General features: G+C 56.7%; 24 protein-coding genes. 19 read left to right on the top strand and 5 right to left on the bottom strand.

The genetic code is table 11. The features are described from left to right. Positions 1–7: 7 nt before the first annotated feature. The 13 genes from rplR to bfr all read left to right on the top strand — a co-directional run bounded on the left by rplR (position 8) and on the right by bfr (position 8,265). Positions 8–358 carry a 50S ribosomal protein L18 gene (gene rplR, locus AK821_RS24100; protein ID WP_003186037.1) on the top strand — a complete coding sequence of 117 codons (351 nt, stop codon included), beginning with the start codon at positions 8–10 and terminating at the stop codon, positions 356–358. A gap of 3 nt (positions 359–361) precedes the next feature. Continuing rightward, on the top strand, positions 362–862 hold the full coding sequence (rpsE, locus tag AK821_RS24095) for a 30S ribosomal protein S5 (protein WP_064392263.1): 501 nt from the start codon (positions 362–364) through the stop codon (positions 860–862). Between the two features lie 2 nt (positions 863–864). After that, complete coding sequence (gene rpmD / locus AK821_RS24090) at positions 865–1,041, top strand: 50S ribosomal protein L30 (protein ID WP_003176408.1); 177 nt, start codon at positions 865–867, stop codon at positions 1,039–1,041. Between the two features lie 3 nt (positions 1,042–1,044). Further along, the gene (gene rplO / locus AK821_RS24085; protein WP_011336169.1) at positions 1,045–1,482 is read left to right on the top strand and encodes a 50S ribosomal protein L15; all 438 of its coding nucleotides are present in this window, start codon (positions 1,045–1,047) and stop codon (positions 1,480–1,482) included. Beyond that, positions 1,483–2,811: a preprotein translocase subunit SecY gene (gene secY / locus AK821_RS24080; protein WP_003228718.1), complete on the top strand. Its 1,329-nt coding sequence runs from the start codon at positions 1,483–1,485 to the stop codon at positions 2,809–2,811. A 27-nt stretch (positions 2,812–2,838) separates the two neighbouring features. Then, entirely contained in the window at positions 2,839–2,955 is a 117-nt protein-coding gene (gene rpmJ, locus AK821_RS24075; protein ID WP_002555468.1) for a 50S ribosomal protein L36, read from the top strand. A 129-nt stretch (positions 2,956–3,084) separates the two neighbouring features. Further along, positions 3,085–3,441 (top strand): 30S ribosomal protein S13, encoded by a 357-nt coding sequence (gene rpsM / locus AK821_RS24070; protein ID WP_009045849.1) that lies wholly within the window; start codon positions 3,085–3,087, stop codon positions 3,439–3,441. A 30-nt stretch (positions 3,442–3,471) separates the two neighbouring features. Further along, positions 3,472–3,861, top strand: coding sequence for a 30S ribosomal protein S11 (gene rpsK / locus AK821_RS24065; protein WP_002555466.1), 390 nt, complete (start codon positions 3,472–3,474; stop codon positions 3,859–3,861). A gap of 18 nt (positions 3,862–3,879) precedes the next feature. Then, positions 3,880–4,500 carry a 30S ribosomal protein S4 gene (rpsD, locus tag AK821_RS24060; RefSeq protein ID WP_003176404.1) on the top strand — a complete coding sequence of 207 codons (621 nt, stop codon included), beginning with the start codon at positions 3,880–3,882 and terminating at the stop codon, positions 4,498–4,500. 22 nt (positions 4,501–4,522) lie between these two features. Then, the gene (locus tag AK821_RS24055) at positions 4,523–5,524 is read left to right on the top strand and encodes a DNA-directed RNA polymerase subunit alpha (RefSeq protein WP_003186012.1); all 1,002 of its coding nucleotides are present in this window, start codon (positions 4,523–4,525) and stop codon (positions 5,522–5,524) included. Positions 5,525–5,566: 42 nt separating this feature from the next. Then, positions 5,567–5,953 carry a 50S ribosomal protein L17 gene (rplQ, locus tag AK821_RS24050; protein WP_003176402.1) on the top strand — a complete coding sequence of 129 codons (387 nt, stop codon included), beginning with the start codon at positions 5,567–5,569 and terminating at the stop codon, positions 5,951–5,953. Positions 5,954–6,193: 240 nt separating this feature from the next. Then, positions 6,194–7,648, top strand: coding sequence for a catalase (locus AK821_RS24045; protein WP_064392261.1), 1,455 nt, complete (start codon positions 6,194–6,196; stop codon positions 7,646–7,648). 149 nt (positions 7,649–7,797) lie between these two features. Further along, positions 7,798–8,265, top strand: coding sequence for a bacterioferritin (gene bfr / locus AK821_RS24040; protein ID WP_053124309.1), 468 nt, complete (start codon positions 7,798–7,800; stop codon positions 8,263–8,265). A 65-nt stretch (positions 8,266–8,330) separates the two neighbouring features. Here the strand turns inward: bfr and uvrA are convergent, their stop codons facing one another. Further along, on the bottom strand, positions 8,331–11,165 hold the full coding sequence (gene uvrA / locus AK821_RS24035; protein WP_064392260.1) for an excinuclease ABC subunit UvrA: 2,835 nt from the start codon (positions 11,163–11,165) through the stop codon (positions 8,331–8,333). Between the two features lie 191 nt (positions 11,166–11,356). Between uvrA and AK821_RS24030 the strand changes: the two genes are divergently transcribed. The 6 genes from AK821_RS24030 to AK821_RS24010 all read left to right on the top strand — a co-directional run bounded on the left by AK821_RS24030 (position 11,357) and on the right by AK821_RS24010 (position 17,147). Next, positions 11,357–12,754 carry an MFS transporter gene (locus AK821_RS24030; RefSeq protein WP_064392258.1) on the top strand — a complete coding sequence of 466 codons (1,398 nt, stop codon included), beginning with the start codon at positions 11,357–11,359 and terminating at the stop codon, positions 12,752–12,754. 9 nt (positions 12,755–12,763) lie between these two features. After that, positions 12,764–13,288, top strand: coding sequence for a single-stranded DNA-binding protein (locus AK821_RS24025; protein ID WP_008081898.1), 525 nt, complete (start codon positions 12,764–12,766; stop codon positions 13,286–13,288). Positions 13,289–13,472: 184 nt separating this feature from the next. Beyond that, positions 13,473–14,219: a GNAT family N-acetyltransferase gene (locus AK821_RS29670; RefSeq protein WP_161806674.1), complete on the top strand. Its 747-nt coding sequence runs from the start codon at positions 13,473–13,475 to the stop codon at positions 14,217–14,219. After that, positions 14,216–14,710, top strand: coding sequence for a hypothetical protein (locus AK821_RS24020; protein WP_064392255.1), 495 nt, complete (start codon positions 14,216–14,218; stop codon positions 14,708–14,710). Before AK821_RS29670 ends, AK821_RS24020 begins: the two co-directional genes overlap by 4 nt. Then, on the top strand, positions 14,707–15,741 hold the full coding sequence (locus AK821_RS24015) for a peptidoglycan-binding domain-containing protein (protein ID WP_064392253.1): 1,035 nt from the start codon (positions 14,707–14,709) through the stop codon (positions 15,739–15,741). Before AK821_RS24020 ends, AK821_RS24015 begins: the two co-directional genes overlap by 4 nt. Further along, complete coding sequence (locus AK821_RS24010; protein ID WP_152974193.1) at positions 15,738–17,147, top strand: hypothetical protein; 1,410 nt, start codon at positions 15,738–15,740, stop codon at positions 17,145–17,147. Before AK821_RS24015 ends, AK821_RS24010 begins: the two co-directional genes overlap by 4 nt. A 42-nt stretch (positions 17,148–17,189) precedes the next feature. On the opposite strand, the gene AK821_RS24005 is transcribed toward AK821_RS24010, so the two are convergent. The 4 genes from AK821_RS24005 to AK821_RS23990 are packed head-to-tail and all read right to left on the bottom strand — an operon-like array spanning position 17,190 to position 20,153. Beyond that, entirely contained in the window at positions 17,190–18,347 is a 1,158-nt protein-coding gene (locus AK821_RS24005) for a glutathionylspermidine synthase family protein (protein ID WP_064392249.1), read from the bottom strand. Between the two features lie 2 nt (positions 18,348–18,349). Then, entirely contained in the window at positions 18,350–19,045 is a 696-nt protein-coding gene (locus AK821_RS24000) for a DUF1190 domain-containing protein (RefSeq protein ID WP_064392247.1), read from the bottom strand. A 17-nt stretch (positions 19,046–19,062) separates the two neighbouring features. After that, a complete protein-coding gene (locus AK821_RS23995; RefSeq protein WP_064392245.1) occupies positions 19,063–19,488 on the bottom strand; it encodes a DUF350 domain-containing protein in 426 nt (141 codons plus the stop codon). A gap of 14 nt (positions 19,489–19,502) precedes the next feature. Further along, on the bottom strand, positions 19,503–20,153 hold the full coding sequence (locus AK821_RS23990; protein WP_064392243.1) for a DUF2491 family protein: 651 nt from the start codon (positions 20,151–20,153) through the stop codon (positions 19,503–19,505). Positions 20,154–20,277 lie beyond the last annotated feature (124 nt).

Genomic DNA, 20,277 nt, shown 5'->3' with positions numbered 1-20,277 from the left:
ATAGCAAATGACCGACAAAAAAGTTACTCGACTGCGTCGCGCTCGCAAAGCACGCCTGAAAATGCACGAACTCGAAGTCGTGCGTCTCTGCGTGTTCCGCTCGTCGCAGCACATCTACGCCCAGGTCATCTCGGCCGACGGCAACAAAGTCCTGGCAAGTGCCTCGACTTTGGATAAAGAACTGCGTGATGGCGCCACTGGCAACATCGACGCGGCCACAAAGGTTGGCCAGCTGGTCGCTACGCGTGCTAAGGCCGCTGGCGTCTCGCAAGTGGCTTTCGACCGCTCTGGCTTCAAGTACCACGGCCGCGTTAAAGCGCTGGCTGATGCTGCTCGTGAAGCTGGGCTGGAGTTCTAAGTTATGTCAAATAACGACCAAAAGCGCGACGAAGGCTACATTGAGAAGCTGGTTCAAGTTAACCGCGTAGCCAAAACCGTTAAAGGCGGCCGTATCTTCACTTTCACCGCGTTGACCGTGGTTGGTGATGGTAAGGGGCGTGTTGGCTTCGGCCGTGGCAAGTCACGTGAAGTGCCTGCTGCGATCCAGAAGGCAATGGAAGCTGCTCGCCGTAACATGATTCAAGTTGACCTGAACGGCACCACCCTGCAGTACGCAATGAAGTCCGGTCACGGCGCTTCGAAGGTGTACATGCAGCCTGCTTCTGAAGGTACCGGTATCATCGCTGGCGGCGCTATGCGTGCTGTCCTCGAAGTTGCTGGCGTTCAGAACGTTCTGGCCAAGTGCTACGGCTCGACTAACCCGGTAAACGTGGTTCACGCCACTTTCAAGGGTCTGAAGGCTATGCAATCTCCTGAGTCCATCGCTGCCAAGCGTGGTCTGACTGTCAAGGAGATCTTCTGATCATGGCTACCGTTAAAGTAACGCTGATCAAAAGCATGACCGGCCGCATCCCTAACCACAAATTGTGCGTTAAGGGTCTGGGTCTGCGTCGCATCGGTCACACTGTAGAAGTCCAGGATACTCCCGAGAATCGCGGGATGATCAATAAGGCTTACTACATGCTGCGTGTCGAGGGTTAATCGATGAAACTCAATGATCTGAGTCCAGCGCCGGGTTCCCGTCGCGAAAAGCATCGTCCGGGCCGTGGTATCGGTAGCGGTTTGGGTAAGACTGGTGGCCGTGGTCACAAAGGTCAGACCTCCCGCTCCGGTGGCACCATCGCTCCAGGCTTTGAAGGCGGTCAACAGCCGCTGCATCGTCGCCTGCCGAAGTTCGGTTTCGTTTCCCTGAAAGCCATGGACCGCGCAGAAGTGCGTCTGTCCGAGCTGGCTAAAGTGGAAGGCGACATCGTCACCGTGCAGTCCCTGAAAGATGCCAACGTGATCAACGTCAACGTACAGCGTGTGAAAATCATGCTGTCCGGTGAAGTGGCTCGCGCTGTCACTATCGGCAAGGGAATCGGCGCCACCAAAGGTGCGCGTGCGGCTATCGAAGCAGCTGGCGGCAAGTTCGAGGAATAAATGGCTAAGCAAGGTGCTCTCTCTGCGCTCGGCAAAGGCGGTATGTCTGAACTCTGGGCTCGTCTGCGTTTTCTGTTCCTGGCGATTATCGTCTACCGAATAGGCGCACACATCCCGGTTCCAGGTATCAACCCGGACCGACTCGCAGACCTGTTTCGACAGAATGAGGGGACCATTCTTAGCTTGTTCAACATGTTCTCCGGCGGTGCGCTGGAACGGATGAGCATCTTTGCGTTGGGGATCATGCCGTACATTTCGGCATCGATCATCATGCAACTGATGACCGCCGTCAGCCCGCAGCTGGAGCAGTTGAAGAAGGAAGGTGAAGCTGGCCGTCGCAAGATCAGCCAGTACACCCGCTACGGCACCGTCGTCCTCGCTCTCGTTCAGGCTATTGGCATGTCCATTGGCCTGGCGGGGCAGGGCGTTGCGTTCACTGGTGACTTTGGCTTCCATTTCGTCGCGGTATCCACTTTTGTGGCTGGTGCGATGTTCATGATGTGGCTGGGTGAGCAGATTACTGAGCGTGGTGTAGGTAACGGTATCTCGATGTTGATTTTTTCGGGTATCGTCGCCGGTCTTCCGAGAGCAATCGGGCAGTCTTTCGAGTCTGCGCGTCAGGGTGATATCAACATCTTCGCCTTGGTTGCCATCGGTTTGCTGGCAGTAGCGATTATCGGTTTTGTGGTGTTCATTGAGCGTGGTCAGCGTCGTATCGCTGTTCACTACGCCAAGCGTCAGCAGGGCCGCAAGGTTTTTGCTGCGCAGACAAGCCACTTGCCGCTGAAAGTGAACATGGCTGGTGTTATTCCGGCTATTTTCGCGAGCAGCATTTTGCTGTTCCCGGCTTCGCTGGGTGCCTGGTTCGGTCAGTCTGAAGGTATGGGCTGGTTGCAGGACATCTCGCAGTCGATCGCTCCTGGTCAGCCGTTGAATATTCTGCTGTTTAGTGCAGGGATTATTTTCTTCTGCTTCTTCTATACGGCGTTGATGTTCAATCCGAAAGACGTAGCGGAAAACCTGAAGAAGTCCGGTGCCTTTATTCCGGGCATCCGTCCAGGTGAGCAGTCTGCGCGCTACATTGATGGCGTTCTGACCCGCTTGACCATGTTCGGTGCTCTATACATGACGGCCGTATGCCTGTTGCCCCAGTTCCTGGTGGTTGCAGCAAACGTTCCGTTCTACCTTGGCGGGACCTCGTTGCTGATCGTGGTCGTGGTTGTGATGGACTTCATGTCCCAAGTACAATCGCACCTCGTTTCGCACCAGTACGAATCCCTGATGAAGAAAGCCAACCTGAAGGGTTACGGCAGCGGCATGTTGCGCTGAGTACCCATAAGGTTCGAGGAGTTGGTGATGAAAGTTCGTGCATCGGTGAAAAAGCTGTGCCGTAACTGCAAGATTATTCGCCGCGAAGGTGTTGTTCGAGTAATTTGCAGCGCGGAACCGCGTCACAAACAGCGCCAAGGCTGAGTGTGATCCGCTTGAAGCCCGGCAGCTAGTGCGCTGCCGGGTTGATTATTTGTTATTACAGCGATATTATCTCGCGCCCTATTTCTTGGCTTCCGGGGCGTAGGTAGCTGTCAATTGGAGTCCCACTGAATGGCCCGTATTGCAGGCGTTAACATTCCAGATAACAAGCACACTGTTATCTCGCTGACCTACATCTATGGTGTTGGTCGCACTACTGCGCAGAAAATTTGCGCAGAGACTGGGGTAAACCCAGCCGCAAAGATCAAAGATCTGAGCGACGAGCAGATTGAGCAATTGCGTGGCGAAGTGGCGAAGTTCACCACTGAAGGTGACCTGCGTCGCGAAATCAACATGAAAATCAAGCGTTTGATGGACCTCGGTTGCTACCGTGGTCTGCGTCATCGTCGTGGTCTTCCAGTACGCGGTCAGCGTACCAAGACTAACGCGCGTACCCGTAAAGGTCCGCGTAAGCCGATCCGCAAGTAATCGCCCACGCGAATCGACAGGAAATTAATCATGGCAAAACCTGCTGCTCGTCCTCGTAAAAAAGTTAAAAAGACAGTGGTTGATGGCATCGCCCACATCCATGCTTCTTTTAACAACACCATCGTGACCATCACCGACCGTCAAGGTAACGCGCTTTCTTGGGCTACCTCCGGTGGTTCGGGTTTCCGCGGTTCCCGCAAGTCCACTCCGTTTGCTGCTCAAGTAGCTGCTGAACGTGCTGGTCAAGCTGCGCTGGAATATGGCCTGAAAAACCTCGACGTTAACGTCAAAGGTCCAGGTCCAGGTCGTGAGTCCGCTGTCCGTGCATTGAACGGCTGTGGCTATAAGATCGCCAGCATCACCGACGTGACGCCAATCCCGCACAACGGGTGCCGTCCGCCGAAGAAGCGCCGCGTGTAATCCAGGAGATTGTAAAGAATGGCTCGTTACATTGGTCCAAAATGCAAACTCGCTCGTCGCGAAGGCACCGATCTCTTCCTGAAGAGCGGCGTGCGCGCGATCGAATCGAAGTGCAACATTGAAGCAGCACCTGGTATCCACGGCCAACGCCGCGGTCGCCAGTCCGACTACGGCACCCAACTGCGTGAAAAGCAGAAGGTCCGTCGTATCTACGGCGTTCTCGAGCGTCAGTTCAGCGGCTACTACAAAGAAGCTGCTGGCAAGAAAGGTGCAACCGGTGAAAACCTGCTGCAACTGCTCGAATGCCGTCTGGACAACGTTGTATACCGTATGGGCTTTGGTTCGACTCGTGCCGAATCCCGCCAGCTGGTATCGCACAAGTCGATCAGCGTTAACGGTCAGACCGTAAACGTTCCGTCGTATCAGGTTCGTGCTGGTGACGTGGTTGCAGTTCGCGAGAAAGCAAAAAACCAACTTCGCATTGTCCAAGCTCTCGATCTGTGTGCCCAACGTGGCCGCGTAGAATGGGTAGAAGTAGACACTGAGAAGAAGTCGGGCGTTTTCAAGAACGTTCCTGCTCGCAGTGATCTGTCCGCCGACATCAACGAAAGCCTGATTGTCGAGCTCTACTCCAAGTAAGGGCTAGAAAATAGGTGCATCCATGCAGATTTCGGTAAATGAGTTCCTGACACCCCGCCATATTGATGTGCAGGTTGTCAGTCCAACCCGCGCCAAGATCACTCTCGAGCCTCTCGAGCGTGGTTTTGGCCACACCCTGGGCAACGCGCTGCGCCGCATCCTGTTGTCCTCAATGCCCGGCTGCGCAGTAGTCGAGGCCGAGATTGACGGTGTGCTCCACGAGTACAGCGCCATCGAAGGTGTACAGGAAGACGTAATTGAAATCCTGTTGAACCTTAAAGGTCTGGCCATCAAGCTGCACGGTCGTGACGAAGTTACGCTGACCTTGTCGAAGAAGGGTTCGGGGGTGGTTACCGCTGCCGATATTCAGCTGGATCATGATGTCGAGATCGTTAATCCCGATCACGTAATCGCTAACCTGGCGTCTAACGGCGCCCTGAACATGAAGCTCACCGTAGCTCGTGGTCGTGGTTATGAACCAGCCGACTCGCGTCAGAGCGATGAAGACGAAAGCCGCAGCATCGGTCGCTTGCAGCTTGACTCTTCGTTCAGCCCGGTTCGCCGTATCGCATACGTGGTGGAAAACGCCCGTGTCGAGCAGCGTACTAACCTGGACAAGCTGGTTATTGATCTGGAAACCAACGGTACTCTGGATCCTGAAGAGGCTATTCGCCGCGCTGCAACCATTCTGCAACAGCAGTTGGCTGCGTTCGTCGACCTCAAAGGTGACAGTGAGCCAGTGGTTGTCGAGCAGGAAGACGAGATCGATCCGATCCTGCTTCGCCCGGTTGACGATCTGGAACTGACTGTACGTTCGGCTAACTGCCTTAAGGCGGAAAACATCTACTACATCGGTGACCTGATTCAGCGTACCGAAGTAGAGCTGTTGAAGACTCCGAACCTGGGCAAGAAATCCTTGACTGAAATCAAGGACGTTCTGGCCTCCCGCGGTCTGTCCCTCGGCATGCGCCTCGACAACTGGCCGCCTGCAAGTCTTAAGAAGGACGACAAGGCGACTGCCTGATCGTCGTAATCACCGAACGTAGTGTTTGGTAAGGAATGAACCATGCGTCATCGTAAAAGTGGTCGTCACCTGAGCCGCACCAGCTCGCACCGCAAGGCCATGTTTCAAAACATGGCGGTGTCGCTGTTCGAGCACGAGCTGATCAAAACTACTCTGCCAAAAGCCAAAGAACTGCGTCGCGTTGCTGAGCCGCTGATCACTCTGGCCAAGACAGACAGCCTGGCTAACCGCCGTCTGGCTTTCGACCGTACTCGTTCGAAAGCTATCGTTGGTAAGCTCTTCAACGACCTGGGCAAGCGTTACGCTACCCGTGAGGGTGGCTACCTGCGCATCCTCAAGTGCGGTTTCCGCGCTGGCGACAACGCGCCTATGGCGTACGTCGAGTTGGTTGATCGTGCTACTGCTGGCGAAGCTGTATCCGCCGAGTAAGACGTCAGTCTGAAACAAAGAACCGGGCCTAGTGCCCGGTTTTTTGTGCCTGCAAGAAAATGCGCTTTACGTACAAGCTTCTGACACAGGTCAGCTGGCACTATGGCTTGGGAATCATAATTAGTAATTTTCTATCGATAAGCACAAGTTAATGAATTTGTGGCTGTCACATTGATGATCAATACTTCCCAGCAAGCCGATTAGCCGGCAGTTTCAAGACTGACAGAGGAAGAAGACCGTATGAGCCAGATCAAAACGCTTACGACCGCCAGTGGCGCACCTGTCGCTGACAACCAGAATTCTCGTTCCGCCGGCCCCCGTGGCCCGCTGCTGCTCGACGACTTTCATCTGATCGAGAAGCTCGCTCACTTCAACCGTGAAAACATTCCGGAGCGTCGCGTGCACGCTAAAGGCTCGGGCGCCTACGGGACATTCACCGTGACCCGTGACATCACCGAGTACACCAGCGCCAAATTGTTTGCCGCGGTCGGTAAACAAACCCCGACGTTTCTGCGCTTTTCTACCGTGGGTGGCGAGCGTGGTTCGGCCGATACCGAACGTGATCCGCGCGGTTTTGCTCTGAAGTTTTATACCGAAGAAGGTAATTGGGACATCGTTGGCAACAACACGCCCGTGTTCTTCATTCGCGATCCACTGAAATTCCCTGACTTTATCCATACGCAAAAACGCCTGCCGCAAAGCAACCTGAAAAGCGCGCAGATGATGTGGGACTTCTGGTCACATTCGCCTGAAGCGCTGCATCAAGTGACCATTCTGTTCTCCGATCGCGGTATTCCTGACGGCTACCGTCACATGCACGGCTTCGGCAGCCACACTTACAGCCTTGTCAGCGCAAAAGGTGAGCGTCACTGGGTGAAGTGGCACTACAAAACCAAGCAAGGCATCAAGAATCTTTCGCCCTCCGACGCTGCACGCCTGGCGGGTACTGATCCGGACTACGCCCAGCGCGATCTGTTCGAGGCGATCGAGCGCGGTGACTTCCCGAAATGGCGCGTGTGCATTCAGATCATGACCGAAGCGCAAGCGGCGGCGCACTGCGAGAACCCGTTCGACGTGACCAAAACCTGGTCGCAGAAAGAATTCCCGTTGATCGAAGTCGGTGAGTTGGAACTGAACCGCAACCCGCTCAACTATTTCGCTGAAGTCGAGCAGGCAGCTTTTGGCCCGAGCAATATGGTGCCAGGCGTTGGTCTGTCGCCGGATCGCATGCTGCAAGGTCGCGTCTTCGCTTACGCCGACGCCCATCGCTACCGTGTTGGTACCAATCACCAGCAATTGCCGGTGAACGCGCCACGCAGCCCGGTCAACACCTATCAGCGTGATGGCTCGATGGCGTTCGGCAACAACGGCGGCGCAGCGCCCAACTACGAGCCGAACAGCTACATCGAATCGCCCAAACAAGCTCCGCATTATGCTGAGCCTGCGCTGGCCTTGAGCGGCGCGGCTGATCGTTACGATCACCGCGAAGACACCGATTACTACAGCCATGCCGGTGCGCTGTTCCGCTTGATGAGCGACGATCAGAAGGCGCTGCTGGTGAATAACATCGCCGGCGCCATGGCTGGCGTTTCGAGCGATGTGATTGACCGTCAGTTGCAGCATTTCTACAAAGCCGATCCGGCGTATGGAGAAGCAATCGCAAAGCTGCTCAACGTACAGCTTAACGAAGTCTAAACGAGAAGCAGAACCGCCCTCATTTGGGCGGTTTTTGCGTTATTTAGGCTGCTTTTCTAAGAATATCTTCGCTTTTATTGCGTGTGACGGGTGACCTTCCAGTCAGGTTGGTTCAAACTACAGACTTTCAAGTAGGGAGATGTAGGGCGATGCAAGGCCACCCAGACGTAATCGATTACCTCAACACGTTGCTGACCGGCGAACTGGCCGCGCGTGATCAATATTTCGTTCATTCGCGGATGTATGAGGACTGGGGGTTCACCAAACTCTACGAGCGAATCAACCACGAGATGGAAGAAGAAGCAGGTCACGCTGATGCATTGATGCGTCGGATTCTGATGCTCGAAGGCACCCCGCGCATGCGCCCGGATGATCTGGATGTCGGCAGCACGGTGCCAGAGATGCTTGAAGCAGATCTGCGCCTGGAGTACAAAGTCCGCGCGGCGCTGTGCAAAGGCATCGAACTCTGCGAGCAGCACAAAGACTATGTCAGCCGCGAGATTTTGCGGGTTCAGCTCAACGACACTGAAGAAGATCACACCTACTGGCTGGAAAAGCAGTTGGGTCTGATCAAGCTGATCGGTCTCGAGAACTATCTGCAGTCCCACACTTCCTGATTGCAGAAGATACAAAAAAGCCCCTGTCACTGTTGAAGTGACAGGGGCTTTTTCATGGCTGACGTTTAAGCCCGATCGCGGATCAGCAGCGGTTTAAGGTAATGGCCGGTGTGAGATTGCTTCATGTCGGCGACTTCCTCTGGCGTACCTGTGGCAATGATTTGCCCACCCTTTGAACCGCCCTCAGGGCCGAGATCCACCAGCCAGTCGGCGGTCTTGATCACGTCGAGGTTGTGTTCGATCACCACCACGGTGTTGCCGTGGTCGCGCAGGCGATGCAATACATCGAGCAATTGCTGGATATCCGCAAAATGCAGGCCGGTGGTCGGCTCATCGAGGATGTACAGGGTCTTGCCGGTGTCACGCTTGGACAGTTCACGAGACAACTTGACCCGCTGTGCTTCACCACCGGACAACGTCGTCGCCGACTGCCCGAGCTTGATGTACGACAGGCCGACGTCCATCAACGTTTGCAGCTTGCGCGCCAGCGCCGGCACCGCGTCGAAGAACACCCGGGCTTCCTCGATGGTCATTTCGAGGGTTTCGTGGATGCTCTTGCCCTTGTATTTGATTTCAAGGGTTTCGCGGTTGTAACGCTTGCTCTTGCACACGTCGCACGGCACGTAGATGTCCGGCAGGAAGTGCATCTCGACTTTGATCAGGCCATCGCCCTGACACGCTTCGCAACGGCCACCCTTGACGTTGAACGAGAAACGCCCCGGGCCGTAGCCGCGGGAGCGTGATTCAGGTACGCCAGCGAACAGCTCGCGGATGGGGGTGAACAGACCGGTATATGTCGCAGGGTTGGAACGCGGTGTACGACCGATAGGGCTCTGGTCAATGTCGACGACTTTGTCGAGATGTTCCAGGCCTTTGATGCTGTCGTGTGCTGCCGCTTCCAGTGTCGTCGCGCCATTGAGTGCGGTGGCGCTCAGCGGGAACAGCGTATTGTTGATCAGCGTCGATTTGCCCGAGCCGGACACGCCGGTCACGCATGTGAGCAAGCCAATCGGGATTTCCAGATCGACATTGCGCAGGTTGTTGCCGCGTGCGCCCTTGAGCGACAGCGTCAGCTTCTTGTTGCGCGGCGTGCGTTTGGCCGGCACTTCAATCTTCACCCGACCTGACAGGTATTTACCGGTCAGGGAGTCCGGGTGTGCCATGACTTCGGCCGGCGTACCTTCGGCAACGATCTGCCCGCCGTGCACACCGGCACCCGGGCCGATATCCACCACGTAGTCGGCCAGGCGAATCGCGTCCTCGTCGTGCTCGACCACAATCACCGTGTTGCCGATATCGCGAAGGTGCTTGAGCGTGCCGAGCAACCGGTCGTTGTCACGTTGGTGCAAGCCAATGGACGGCTCGTCGAGGATGTACAAGACACCGACAAGACCCGCACCGATCTGGCTGGCCAGACGAATCCGCTGCGCCTCGCCACCGGACAGCGTGTCAGCGCTGCGATCCAGCGACAGGTAATCCAGACCAACGTTGACCAGGAACTGCAGACGCTCGCGGATTTCCTTGAGGATCTTGTCGGCAATTTCACCGCGACGACCAGTCATCTTCAGCTCGCCGAAGTAAACGCAGGCATCGCCGATCGGCAGGTTGGTTACCGCAGGCAGGGTCTTCTCGCCTACCCATACATGTCGCGCTTCACGACGCAAACGCGTACCACGGCAATCCGGGCACGACTGAGTGCTGAGGAACTTGGCCAACTCTTCACGCACGCTCGCCGATTCGGTTTCGCGGTAGCGACGCTCCAGGTTCGGCACAATGCCTTCGAACGGGTGCGAGCGTTTGACGATATCGCCACGGTCGTTCAAATACTTGAAGTCGACATTCTGTGAACCGCTGCCGTGCAGGATCTGTTTCTGCTGCTCGGCGGTCAGTTCATTGAACGGCTTTTCCAGGCTGAACTTGTAGTGCGATGCCAGCGAGCCGAGCATCTGGAAGTAATAGACGTTGCGCCTGTCCCAGCCACGTATCGCGCCCTCGGCCAGGGTCAGCTCGCCGTTGACCAGACGTTTGATGTCGAAGAACTGCTTCACGCCCAGGCCATCGCACGTCGGGCAGGCGCCGGCCGGGTTGTTGAAGGAAAACAGTTTGGGTTCCAGCTCGCTGATCGCGTGGCCGCAAATCGGGCAGGCGAAGCGCGCGGAAAAGATCATTTCTTCGCCCGGCTCATCGTCCATCGGTGCGACCAGGGCGATGCCGTCCGCCAGTTTCAGCGCGGTCTCGAAAGACTCGGCCAGACGCTGCTGCAGATCGGCGCGCACTTTGAAGCGGTCGACGATCACGTCAATCGAGTGCTTCTTCTGTTTATCCAGTTTTGGCAGCTCGTCGAGCTCGCAGATGCGGCCATTGACCCGGGCGCGGACGAAACCTTGCGCGCGCAGCTCTTCGAAAACCGACAGGTGTTCGCCTTTACGCTCGCGGATCACCGGGGCCAGCAACATCAGTTTGCTGCCTTCGGGCTGCGCCAGCACCAGGTCGACCATCTGGCTGACGGTCTGCGCCTCCAGTGGAATGTCGTGATCCGGGCAGCGCGGCGTGCCGACGCGAGCATAGAGCAGGCGCAGGTAGTCGTAGATTTCGGTGATGGTGCCGACCGTGGAGCGCGGGTTGTGCGAGGTCGACTTCTGTTCGATGGAGATTGCCGGCGACAGGCCTTCGATGGTGTCGACGTCGGGCTTTTCCATCATCGACAGGAACTGGCGGGCATAGGCCGACAGCGATTCGACATAGCGGCGCTGACCTTCGGCGTACAGTGTGTCGAAAGCCAGGGACGACTTGCCGGATCCGGACAGGCCGGTGATGACGATCAGTTTGTCCCGTGGCAGGGTCAGGTCGATGTTCTTCAGGTTGTGGGTACGGGCCCCACGTATCAGGATCTTGTCCAAAGTGGCCTCGCTCGGCGGGCGTCGAAAACGTAGGAGTATACGGGCAAATACTGGATGGATGCACACTATCAAACGAAGGGTTATTTGCCCTGGATGAAGAGAGTTTCATCTATACGCGTCAAAGCGTCGCGATCTACCCCGTCTTTCGATGGGACTGGTAGAATCGCCGCCGGTTCACACGAGGTTTTTCCATGCACGATCCCCACAGCGAACGCATGAGTGGCAGCGAGACCCGCGCGGCGAGCGGTCTGGCCCTGGTGTTCGCCTTCCGTATGCTGGGCATGTTCATGGTGTTGCCGGTGCTGGCGACCTACGGCATGGATCTGGCGGGAGCGACCCCGGCCCTGATCGGCTTGGCCATCGGCGCCTACGGCCTGACCCAGGCAATTTTCCAGATTCCGTTCGGGGTTATTTCCGACCGCATCGGCCGTCGTCCGGTGATTTACCTCGGGCTGATCGTCTTCGCTCTGGGCAGTGTTCTGGCTTCACAGGCTGATTCTATCTGGGGCGTGATCGCCGGACGGATCCTGCAAGGTGCCGGCGCCATTTCCGCGGCGGTGATGGCTCTGCTTTCCGACCTTACCCGCGAGCAGCACCGCACCAAAGCCATGGCGATGATCGGCATGACCATTGGCCTGTCGTTCGCCGTGGCCATGGTCGTCGGACCATTGCTGACCCGCGCGTTTGGTCTATCGGGGTTGTTCCTTGCCACCGGTGGCATGGCGCTGGTGGGCATCGTCATTGTGATGTTCATGGTGCCGAAATCGACCGGTCCGCTGACTCACCGTGAATCTGGTGTAGCGCGTCAGGCCTTGATGCCGACGCTCAAGCACCCCGACCTGCTGCGCCTCGATTTAGGTATCTTTGTGTTGCACGCGATGCTGATGTCGAGCTTCGTCGCGCTGCCTCTGGCACTGGTGGAAAAAGCCGGTTTGCCCAAGGAACAGCACTGGTGGGTCTATCTCACCGCGCTGCTGATTTCGTTCTTCGCCATGATCCCGTTCATCATCTATGGCGAGAAGAAACGCAAAATGAAACGAGTTTTGCTCGGCGCCGTGACGACGCTGATGCTGACTGAGCTATTCTTCTGGCAGTTCGGCGACAGCCTGCGGGCTCTGGTGATCGGTACGGTGGTGTTCTTCACCGCGTTCAATCTGCTGGAGGCCTCATTGCCGTCGCTGATCAGCAAGGTTTCACCGGCAGGCGGGAAGGGCACGGCCATGGGCGTGTATTCCACCAGCCAGTTCCTCGGTTCGGCACTCGGCGGGATACTCGGCGGCTGGCTGTTTCAGCATGGCGGTCTGTCGGTTGTGTTCCTTGGATGCGCGGGTCTGGCTGCCATCTGGCTGGCCTTTGCTGTTACCATGCGTGAACCTCCCTACGTGACGAGCCTGCGCTTGCCGTTGTCGCCCGAAGCGATCCGCGAAGCGGGTCTGGTCGAGCGCCTCAAGGCCCTCGTAGGGGTAACCGATGCAGTGATAGTTGCTGACGAAGCGGCTGTTTACATCAAACTGGACAAAGAATTAGTGGATCGCGACACCCTCGAACGCCTGGTGAATAACCCGGCCGAGGCTGCTTGCGGCGCTTAGGAGAACGTTATGGCCCGTGGGGTTAACAAAGTCATATTGGTCGGCACTTGCGGCCAGGATCCCGAAGTTCGCTACCTGCCTAACGGTAACGCCGTGACCAACCTGAGTCTGGCAACCAGCGAACAGTGGACCGACAAGCAAACCGGTCAGAAGGTCGAGAAGACCGAGTGGCACCGTGTTTCGATGTTCGGCAAAGTCGCCGAAATCGCCGGCGAATACCTGCGTAAAGGTTCGCAGGTCTACATCGAAGGCAAGCTGCAGACCCGCGAGTGGGAAAAAGACGGTATCAAGCGTTACACCACCGAAATCGTGGTCGACATGCAAGGCACCATGCAACTGCTCGGCGGCCGTCCACAACAGGGCGACCAACAAGGTGGCGGCAACAACTATCAGCAGTCGGCTCCGGCTCCGCGCCAGCAGGCTCCGCGTCCTCAGCAGTCGGCTCCACAACAGCGTTCGGCCCCGGCTCCACAGCAGGCCGCACCGCAACCGGCTCCGGATTTCGACAGCTTCGATGACGATATTCCGTTCTGACGAATACTGCGTCTGACACGAAAAAAGCCCGGCACTCCTTCAAGGATGCCGGGCTTTTTGCTATTTGCGCTTTTACCAGTGCCAGCTATCTTGATCGTGCGAGGGTATGCGCGCGGTGTTGAGAGGCTGTGATAGCCCTCAGCATCCAACCAGTGGTTTGGGAGATGTTCGAGTGCAAGGAAGCGTGGCGCTTACTAACGCTGTATTCGCATGTGCTCGGCAAAATCGCTGGGCAGACTGCATTGCTGAATACGAACAAAACCTCTCGTCGACTGCGCCGGATGCAATCACGCTGCACAATTTGGCATTGGCCAGCTGGCAGCTGGCGCGTCATGCACAAGCACGAAGATATTGGCAACATGCCAGCAGGCTGGCACCGACGAATTCGCTGTACTCCGACATGTTGTCACGGCTGGACGCCTGGGTGCGTGCCTGCGAAGGTCCTCTTGCGCCAGCAACTCTCATAGCAGCAGACATCATCGCCACACCTTTCGGTCCGCACCACAGCCAGCATGCATTTACCGCTATCAAGGCTGATCCGCAAGGTAGTCATTGCGCCGGATACCCTTGTTTTGGTTCATCTGCAGAGCTGCGTGCCTGGATAAACTGGTTGCGACATTCCCTGGATGTTTCGGTGTATGCACTGGTAAACCCGGAACAATGTGGTTTTCTGGGTTTCATTACCTTGGGAAGGGACGGCCATTTTTCATACTGGATCAGTCTCCGATATCGCGGCAACGGATATGCCGGCCAAGCTTTAGACCTCATCCAGCAGTTGGCTTTCGCACGTCAACTGGATTGCCTTCATAGCAGCGTCCTCGCTACAAATCACGTATCCCGGCGGGCACTTGATTCGGCCGGATTTTACTGCGGCGGTTCGGGCTGCAGTCAGTCGCTTGTCTACTCAAAATCAATGAGGCGGACGCTATGACGCACTTGGTGCGACGGTCTCAACTGGAGGCGTTCGAGCTTCAGGCTAACGCACAGTATGTCTCGACGATGGTGGTGCATTTACGCATCTATTTTCCAGAACGCTATGCGGCTGACGACGACGTGATGTTGTCTGAAAAGGTACGTGCGTCGTTACGTAAGGCAAACGACTTTGGCCTGTACTCTCAGCGTGACTGCTGTCGTTTCGTGAGTCTGGCCGCGATCTATGGCAGAGATTTTCCTGATGAGCCTGCATCGCGCTGGGTTCGTGAAGTATTGACAGACGAATTGGGTGGAAGCCCCAGTGCGCGAATGGGGCGAGCGCTGGAGTTGGCGCTCTACCGCGAAGACGTTGAGCGCAGGAATCGCGAGTCAAGAGGACAATTCGACAGCGATACTCAGCCTTGGCAGCCTTCGGCTACGCACATGGATGATGAGTCGATCTGGGACCGCGATCTGCTGCAGCGACCTCATACAGGACAAGGGACATGACGCAAATCAGTTCACTGGCGAATGCAGATGGCGCTGCAATGGCGTTGCCGCAGACTCATTCAAATAGTATTGCCGTTTCTTGTGCGGCCAGATCAAACCTCCGTCAAGCCATTGAAGTACAGGTGGTTGGCGAAGATGGTGCTCCGCTCGAAGGCGTTGCTGTCGAGTTGAAGAAAGGTGCTACGCAAGTGATGACATCCCGTACGCGGCTCGACGGTGTTGCTCGCTTTGAGCCTCTCGATCACGGCAGCTATGAGATCGGGTTGACCGAACTGGACGCCGGTGCCTGGGAGCCGGCCGGAACGAGCGCTTTGATCATGAGCACGGTGACCGCCAGCGAGCCGGATTGGCGGCCACTTGCACCAACGAGTCACCCAGCGTTCACGCATTCCGCCATTCAAGGGGAATGTATCGCCAGACTGGCCCATCGGTTCGGTTTTTTCCCCGCAACGATATGGGGGCACAAGCGCAACCTGGACCTTGCGGATAAACGACGGGATCAGAACGTGCTGTATCGGGGCGATGAAATCTATATCCCCGAAAAACAATCGAAACGGATCGATGGGATTGTCGGGCGGCGCTATGTCTTGAAGCGCAAAGGCATTCCCGAAGTGTTGCGCCTTCGCTTCTTGCGCAATGGCAGGGCTCGCGTAGATGAACCCTATCAATTGGCGCTGACATCAGCCGATGGTGCTGCATATGTCGATCGTTGCGGCGTCATCGATCGCGACGGTTACATCCTCGCGTTTGTTTCTCCGGCGATCACGTTGGCCAAGGTGACGCTGGGGCAGGGGGCTCTTGCCGAGGTGCATCGTTTTCGGGTCAGTCATCTCAATCCAATTGACACGGTCAGCGGGGTGAAGGGGCGGCTGCAGTCGTTGGGTTATTACACTGGAACCATCGATGAAATGATCGACGAGGCGTTGCATTCAGCGGTGGCAGCCTTCCAGACCGATAACCGAATCACGGCCGATGGAGACGCAACGGAGAAAGCATTCGTATCTGCGCTGAAGAGGGTCTACGGATCATGATGACGAAAGAGCAACAGCGCGCCTATGACAATGAGGAAGAGGAGCACAAGCAAGCACCCTTGGGTATGAATGGAGCGACGATCGACGACAGGCGCTGCCCCCTGTGCGAAGTCGTTCACTCCACGGTGGATGTGTTGGCCGAAGAAGGCGATGCAGAACGCCTCAACCGATTGAAGGGTGCCTGCTCACCGAAGGTGACGGCTGCTGCCTTGTATACGCTTTACAATCTTGCCGACAAGGTTCTTACCTCCGACACCGCCTGCATGAGGGCTGCCGAGCATGCCGCGCGGTTTATGTTGACGCAGGGTGCCCAGTGGATATTGCCCGAAGTCAATTTACGTGCGAGGCGCAATGTTGCCTCCTCCGCGGAGGAAAGCGCCAGTTCCAGTGCGCCCAAACCTTCAGCATCGACGTCGGCCGTGCAACACCGGCCCCTTACCGAAATGCCGGCGACGACGGTACAGACAATCAGGGAGACCCCAGCAGAGTCATTGACCAAAGAGCCTTTAGTGCAGGCTTTCAGTTGCCACCTTAATGATCACCTTCATAATGAATTCGCGGCATTGAACGCTTTGGGTTGTATTTCGAGCGCCAACCTGGAAAAGCTTCGAAAGGAGGCGGCTGAAAAGCTGCCCTATTCGGATGATCTGCTTCAGTGCCTCAAGCGTTTCCCTTTGTCATTAACCCACTACGCTGAATTTTCGCGTGTACATGAACAACCCAAGGGAAAGCAAACTAAAAAAACTGCGCAGGGGCCGCAGACTCATACGTTGTCGTTATACAGCCGAACCTTTCTCGATCAATTCTCAGACGAGTTGGGTATCAAAGATTATCCGAAGGGTAATACTCCCAGCATGGCTTTCAAGAATATCGGTCACACCGACTATGTTTTTCTCGCCATTGAGCCCCGCGAAAACGACGCAGTCACCCGTCCTAAAAAAGTCGGGTCGCGTTTCGGCAATGTCTGCCATTTAGTCGATTTTGCTCAGTTGCCCTTTGCGTCTATCCTCACTTTGGGGGATCTGGATACTTGCAATGCAAAGATTGGCTCGAATCGTCTGACACTTGGTAGCGACCCAATGACCGCAGCAGGCTTGGGTTTTGGTGCTATTCCTGTGAAGAACTTGGTGGCGCACTGCGAAACAAAGACGGTTGCAGGAGGCTCAACCATACAGGTCAGAAAGTTTGATACGCGCTCTGAGCAGATGTTTCTGCGAGACGACATAAAAGAAGCTCTGGCATTGAGGGTATTGATTGATTGTGCAACGTACGGTTTCCTCAACTACGGGCAACCCGAAACGCCCCTAACCGCCGCTGACTACAATTGTCTGATCAACGGTTTGTATGTGCCTCAGATAATGGTGCCCCGCGCGTTCTGCACGGAGAAAGCCTACATTTTCGAATGATCGAGCGGTGTATTTCGTCGCTTGGTCATCGCAGATGTATTGTCAGTCAAGAATCAGGTGCGGCAGGAAGCGGCTCGAATCCTTGGTGATCAAACTGTTGTCTTCCCGCACACCAATCCCCGCCGCCTGATCGCCAATCACCCATGAGCCGATCAGCGTGTAGCTGTCGCCAAACTTCGGCAGCGGCGCAAACTTCTGCAGGATAAACGGCGCGTCGGTGTACGGTCCGTCCTCTTTGACGATCAGACCGTCAGCCGTCTGCAGTTCAATGTTGGCGCCCTCGCGGGAAAAGTACGGCTTGCGTACCCAGCCCTTTGGCACTGCACTGGCCGGATCTGGATCAAGATGCGCCGCCAGCAGATTCGGATGCCCCTTGTGCATTTCCCACAGTAACGGCAACACGCCTTTGTTCGACAGGATCGCCTTCCATGCCGGTTCGAAAAACTGCGTGTCGCACTCGGCAATCGCCGCGCCGAACGGTTCGTGGAAGATGAACTCCCAGGCATGCAGCTTGAACAGATGCGGGATCCATCGATCTTGCAGATCAACAAAGCGACCTTCAGCCGTAAGGCCGATGTCTTCAATGTCGATGTGTCGCGATTCGATACCGACTTTTTCGGCGATCAAGCGCAGGTAATCCGTGGTGCCTTTGTCCTCGACCGAGTCTTTCATCGACGCAAAGTAAAACGGCCGCTTCAGTTGCAACTCGGCAAAGGCCTGGTGCAGTTTGGTGTCGATGCTGTTGAATTGGTCGGCATGGCGCGGCAGCGTGCCGCGTTCGATGCATTGCTCAAGCCAACCCCACTGGAACGCCGCCGCCTCGTAGAGGCTGGTCGGCGTGTCGTAGTTGAGCTCCAGCAGTTTCGCCGGGCCGTTACCGCTGTAGGAAAAGTCCATGCGCCCGTACAGATGCGGATGACCTTCCAGCCAAGAGGTGCGGATCATGTCGTAGTACGACGCCGGGATGCTCAAGCGGTCGAGCAACTCTTCGCTGCGCACGACGCGGTCGACCAGGTCCATGCACATCTCGTGCAGTTCGGTGGTCGGATCCTCGAGATCGTTTTCGATCTGCGCCAGCGAGAACTGGTAGTAGGCGCTTTCGTCCCAGTACGGTTCGTCGTCGATGGTATGGAACATGAAGCCGAGGCTCTCGGCGGTGTGTTTCCAGTCGGGGCGCTCGGCGCAGTGGATCTTTTTCATGATCAGCTGCTCGAACGGCCGGAACTGCTGCCCCAGCCACCCCACCCGCTGCGGGCACTGGACTGGCTGCCGAAACCGCCACGGGAAGTCGAGGAGGCGACGTTCACCGGTTTGCTCTTGCTGCTCTCATAGTCAGGCTGGCTGCGTGTGACCGGAGCAGATTCGACTTTGCGGTACTGCGTCGAGGTGTTGTAGGTCTGGCGTGTGTCGCGATCACGATAAACCGTGCGATTGGAGTTGTTACTCATCGCGTTGCCGATCAGCCATCCCGTGAGCAGGCCGCTGGTCGAGCTAGCGGAAGAATGAGTCGTGGCCTGTGCGGCTTGTGCGGCGTTGACGTCACCGGCGGGCATCTGCGCATCGGCAATCGCATCGAGATTCTGCGGCGCTTCAGCGTTCTGGCTGATTTTGAAGCCACCCAGTTTCGGCACGAATTTGCCGGACGAATTTTTCTGGCACCAGTCGGCGGCAAAGTCTGCGTCGCACTCGGCCTTGTCATCGTACGCCGGGGCGATACGACGGTGCTCGGTCAGGGCGGCGACGTAGGCGTTCGAGCAGACATCGGCGGCGACTTCGGCATCGACACACTGCTCGACACTCTGGAAGCTGCGTGGCTGATCGACTGCTACCGCTTCGCCGGAGATGGCCAGGGCCACCGAGGCGGCGAGGGACAACTGAACGTATTTACTGCGTTTCATCGAGGGCTTCCTGCCGGTCAGTTGGACGGTGTCATGCAGGCGGCATTGAGCATGCCGACGCTGATCGCCACCGCAGCGACATAAATGCCGGAAGCCACTTCACCGTTGGCGATGCGCTGGGACGTGCCTTTGAGGACCAAGCCTGTGGCGAGAAATGCCAGCAGTTGTACAACGGCCGCAATCACCGCCCAAAGCACGAAGTCGACGACATTGACCGAGAAGGCGATCACGTTACTGGCCGGAATCGCAAAACCGATGATCGCGCCGGACAGCGCAATCGCCGCGGCGCTGTTGCCGGAACGGATCAGCTCGAATTCCTTGTGCGGGGTGATGCGTGTGTAGACGAATTGAAACAGCATGAACAGCAGCACGGCGCCGATCAGGTAAACGACGAAACCGACCAGTGCGGTCTTGTTCAGGGAAACGGCCAGCACTTCCAGCATGAAAAACTTCCTTTTTAAATGGTGCTCAAATCAGTCGTGTACAGCGAGATACCCAGAGAGGTGCTCAAGCTGACGGTGCCTTCTTCGTCCTGTTCGACGGAGAACAGCAGCAATTCGCGGCGATCGGTCAGGCCAGTGTCGCGGGCGTAAAGCATCGAGTGGTGTTCGATGGTGTAGCTTTCGTCCGGGTTGACCACTTGCTCGGTCATCGGTACGAGTTCGGTCTGACCTTGCTCGGTGCCCCATTCGCGGGTGAACCCGACACCGTCGTGGGTGTAAGCCGGAAGGCCGATCGGGCTGCTTGGACCCGCCAGGCGCTGCAGTTCGGCGTCACTGTTGACGGTCACGTAACTGAGGTAGTTGAACAGGGTGACCGATTCGATCTGGTCGTCGCCGGTGACGTGGATCTGCAGCCAGAAATCCTCGTCGTTCATGTAATAGCGGTGCAGTTTGTTGGACTGGCCGAGGTCGACCCAACCATGGCTCCAGATCGCCTGATCAAAGGGCACGCGCACGGTGGTCGAACCGTCGAGCAACAGCGCCAGCGTCGTATCGAACCTGACGGCCTTGCCCTGCGCCATGCCGAGTGGGCCACTGGCAACGGTCGGTGTTGGCGCAGCGGTCTGCCAGTTGCTGGTGCCCAGCAAGTCTTTAAACCATCCCATGGGTACGTTCCTTGAAGCGGGTGGAAGTGTTCGTTGGCGAAAAAGCGTGGCTAGTGTACCGGGCTGCGCGATCAACAACACGCCACAAAACAAGTAGGAGTGAGCCTGCTCGCGATTGCGCCGG

This window comes from Pseudomonas sp. RIT-PI-r, assembly GCF_001297015.1.
Classification (GTDB): Bacteria; Pseudomonadota; Gammaproteobacteria; order Pseudomonadales; family Pseudomonadaceae; genus Aquipseudomonas.
This window is presented reverse-complemented; position numbering and strand designations above follow the sequence as displayed.

Coding starts and splice junctions, on each gene's coding strand:
- rpsE (WP_064392263.1), top strand. CDS start 362: ATGTCAAATAACGACCAAAAGCGCGACGAAGGCTACATTGAGAAGCTG.
- rplO (WP_011336169.1), top strand. CDS start 1,045: ATGAAACTCAATGATCTGAGTCCAGCGCCGGGTTCCCGTCGCGAAAAG.
- rpmJ (WP_002555468.1), top strand. CDS start 2,839: ATGAAAGTTCGTGCATCGGTGAAAAAGCTGTGCCGTAACTGCAAGATT.
- AK821_RS24005 (WP_064392249.1), bottom strand. CDS start 18,347: ATGAAAAAGATCCACTGCGCCGAGCGCCCCGACTGGAAACACACCGCC.
- bfr (WP_053124309.1), top strand. CDS start 7,798: ATGCAAGGCCACCCAGACGTAATCGATTACCTCAACACGTTGCTGACC.
- secY (WP_003228718.1), top strand. CDS start 1,483: ATGGCTAAGCAAGGTGCTCTCTCTGCGCTCGGCAAAGGCGGTATGTCT.
- AK821_RS24010 (WP_152974193.1), top strand. CDS start 15,738: ATGATGACGAAAGAGCAACAGCGCGCCTATGACAATGAGGAAGAGGAG.
- AK821_RS24015 (WP_064392253.1), top strand. CDS start 14,707: ATGACGCAAATCAGTTCACTGGCGAATGCAGATGGCGCTGCAATGGCG.
- rpsM (WP_009045849.1), top strand. CDS start 3,085: ATGGCCCGTATTGCAGGCGTTAACATTCCAGATAACAAGCACACTGTT.
- AK821_RS23995 (WP_064392245.1), bottom strand. CDS start 19,488: ATGCTGGAAGTGCTGGCCGTTTCCCTGAACAAGACCGCACTGGTCGGT.
- AK821_RS24025 (WP_008081898.1), top strand. CDS start 12,764: ATGGCCCGTGGGGTTAACAAAGTCATATTGGTCGGCACTTGCGGCCAG.
- AK821_RS24000 (WP_064392247.1), bottom strand. CDS start 19,045: ATGAAACGCAGTAAATACGTTCAGTTGTCCCTCGCCGCCTCGGTGGCC.
- AK821_RS24030 (WP_064392258.1), top strand. CDS start 11,357: ATGCACGATCCCCACAGCGAACGCATGAGTGGCAGCGAGACCCGCGCG.
- rpsK (WP_002555466.1), top strand. CDS start 3,472: ATGGCAAAACCTGCTGCTCGTCCTCGTAAAAAAGTTAAAAAGACAGTG.
- rplQ (WP_003176402.1), top strand. CDS start 5,567: ATGCGTCATCGTAAAAGTGGTCGTCACCTGAGCCGCACCAGCTCGCAC.
- rpsD (WP_003176404.1), top strand. CDS start 3,880: ATGGCTCGTTACATTGGTCCAAAATGCAAACTCGCTCGTCGCGAAGGC.
- AK821_RS23990 (WP_064392243.1), bottom strand. CDS start 20,153: ATGGGATGGTTTAAAGACTTGCTGGGCACCAGCAACTGGCAGACCGCT.
- AK821_RS24045 (WP_064392261.1), top strand. CDS start 6,194: ATGAGCCAGATCAAAACGCTTACGACCGCCAGTGGCGCACCTGTCGCT.
- rpmD (WP_003176408.1), top strand. CDS start 865: ATGGCTACCGTTAAAGTAACGCTGATCAAAAGCATGACCGGCCGCATC.
- AK821_RS24055 (WP_003186012.1), top strand. CDS start 4,523: ATGCAGATTTCGGTAAATGAGTTCCTGACACCCCGCCATATTGATGTG.
- rplR (WP_003186037.1), top strand. CDS start 8: ATGACCGACAAAAAAGTTACTCGACTGCGTCGCGCTCGCAAAGCACGC.
- AK821_RS24020 (WP_064392255.1), top strand. CDS start 14,216: ATGACGCACTTGGTGCGACGGTCTCAACTGGAGGCGTTCGAGCTTCAG.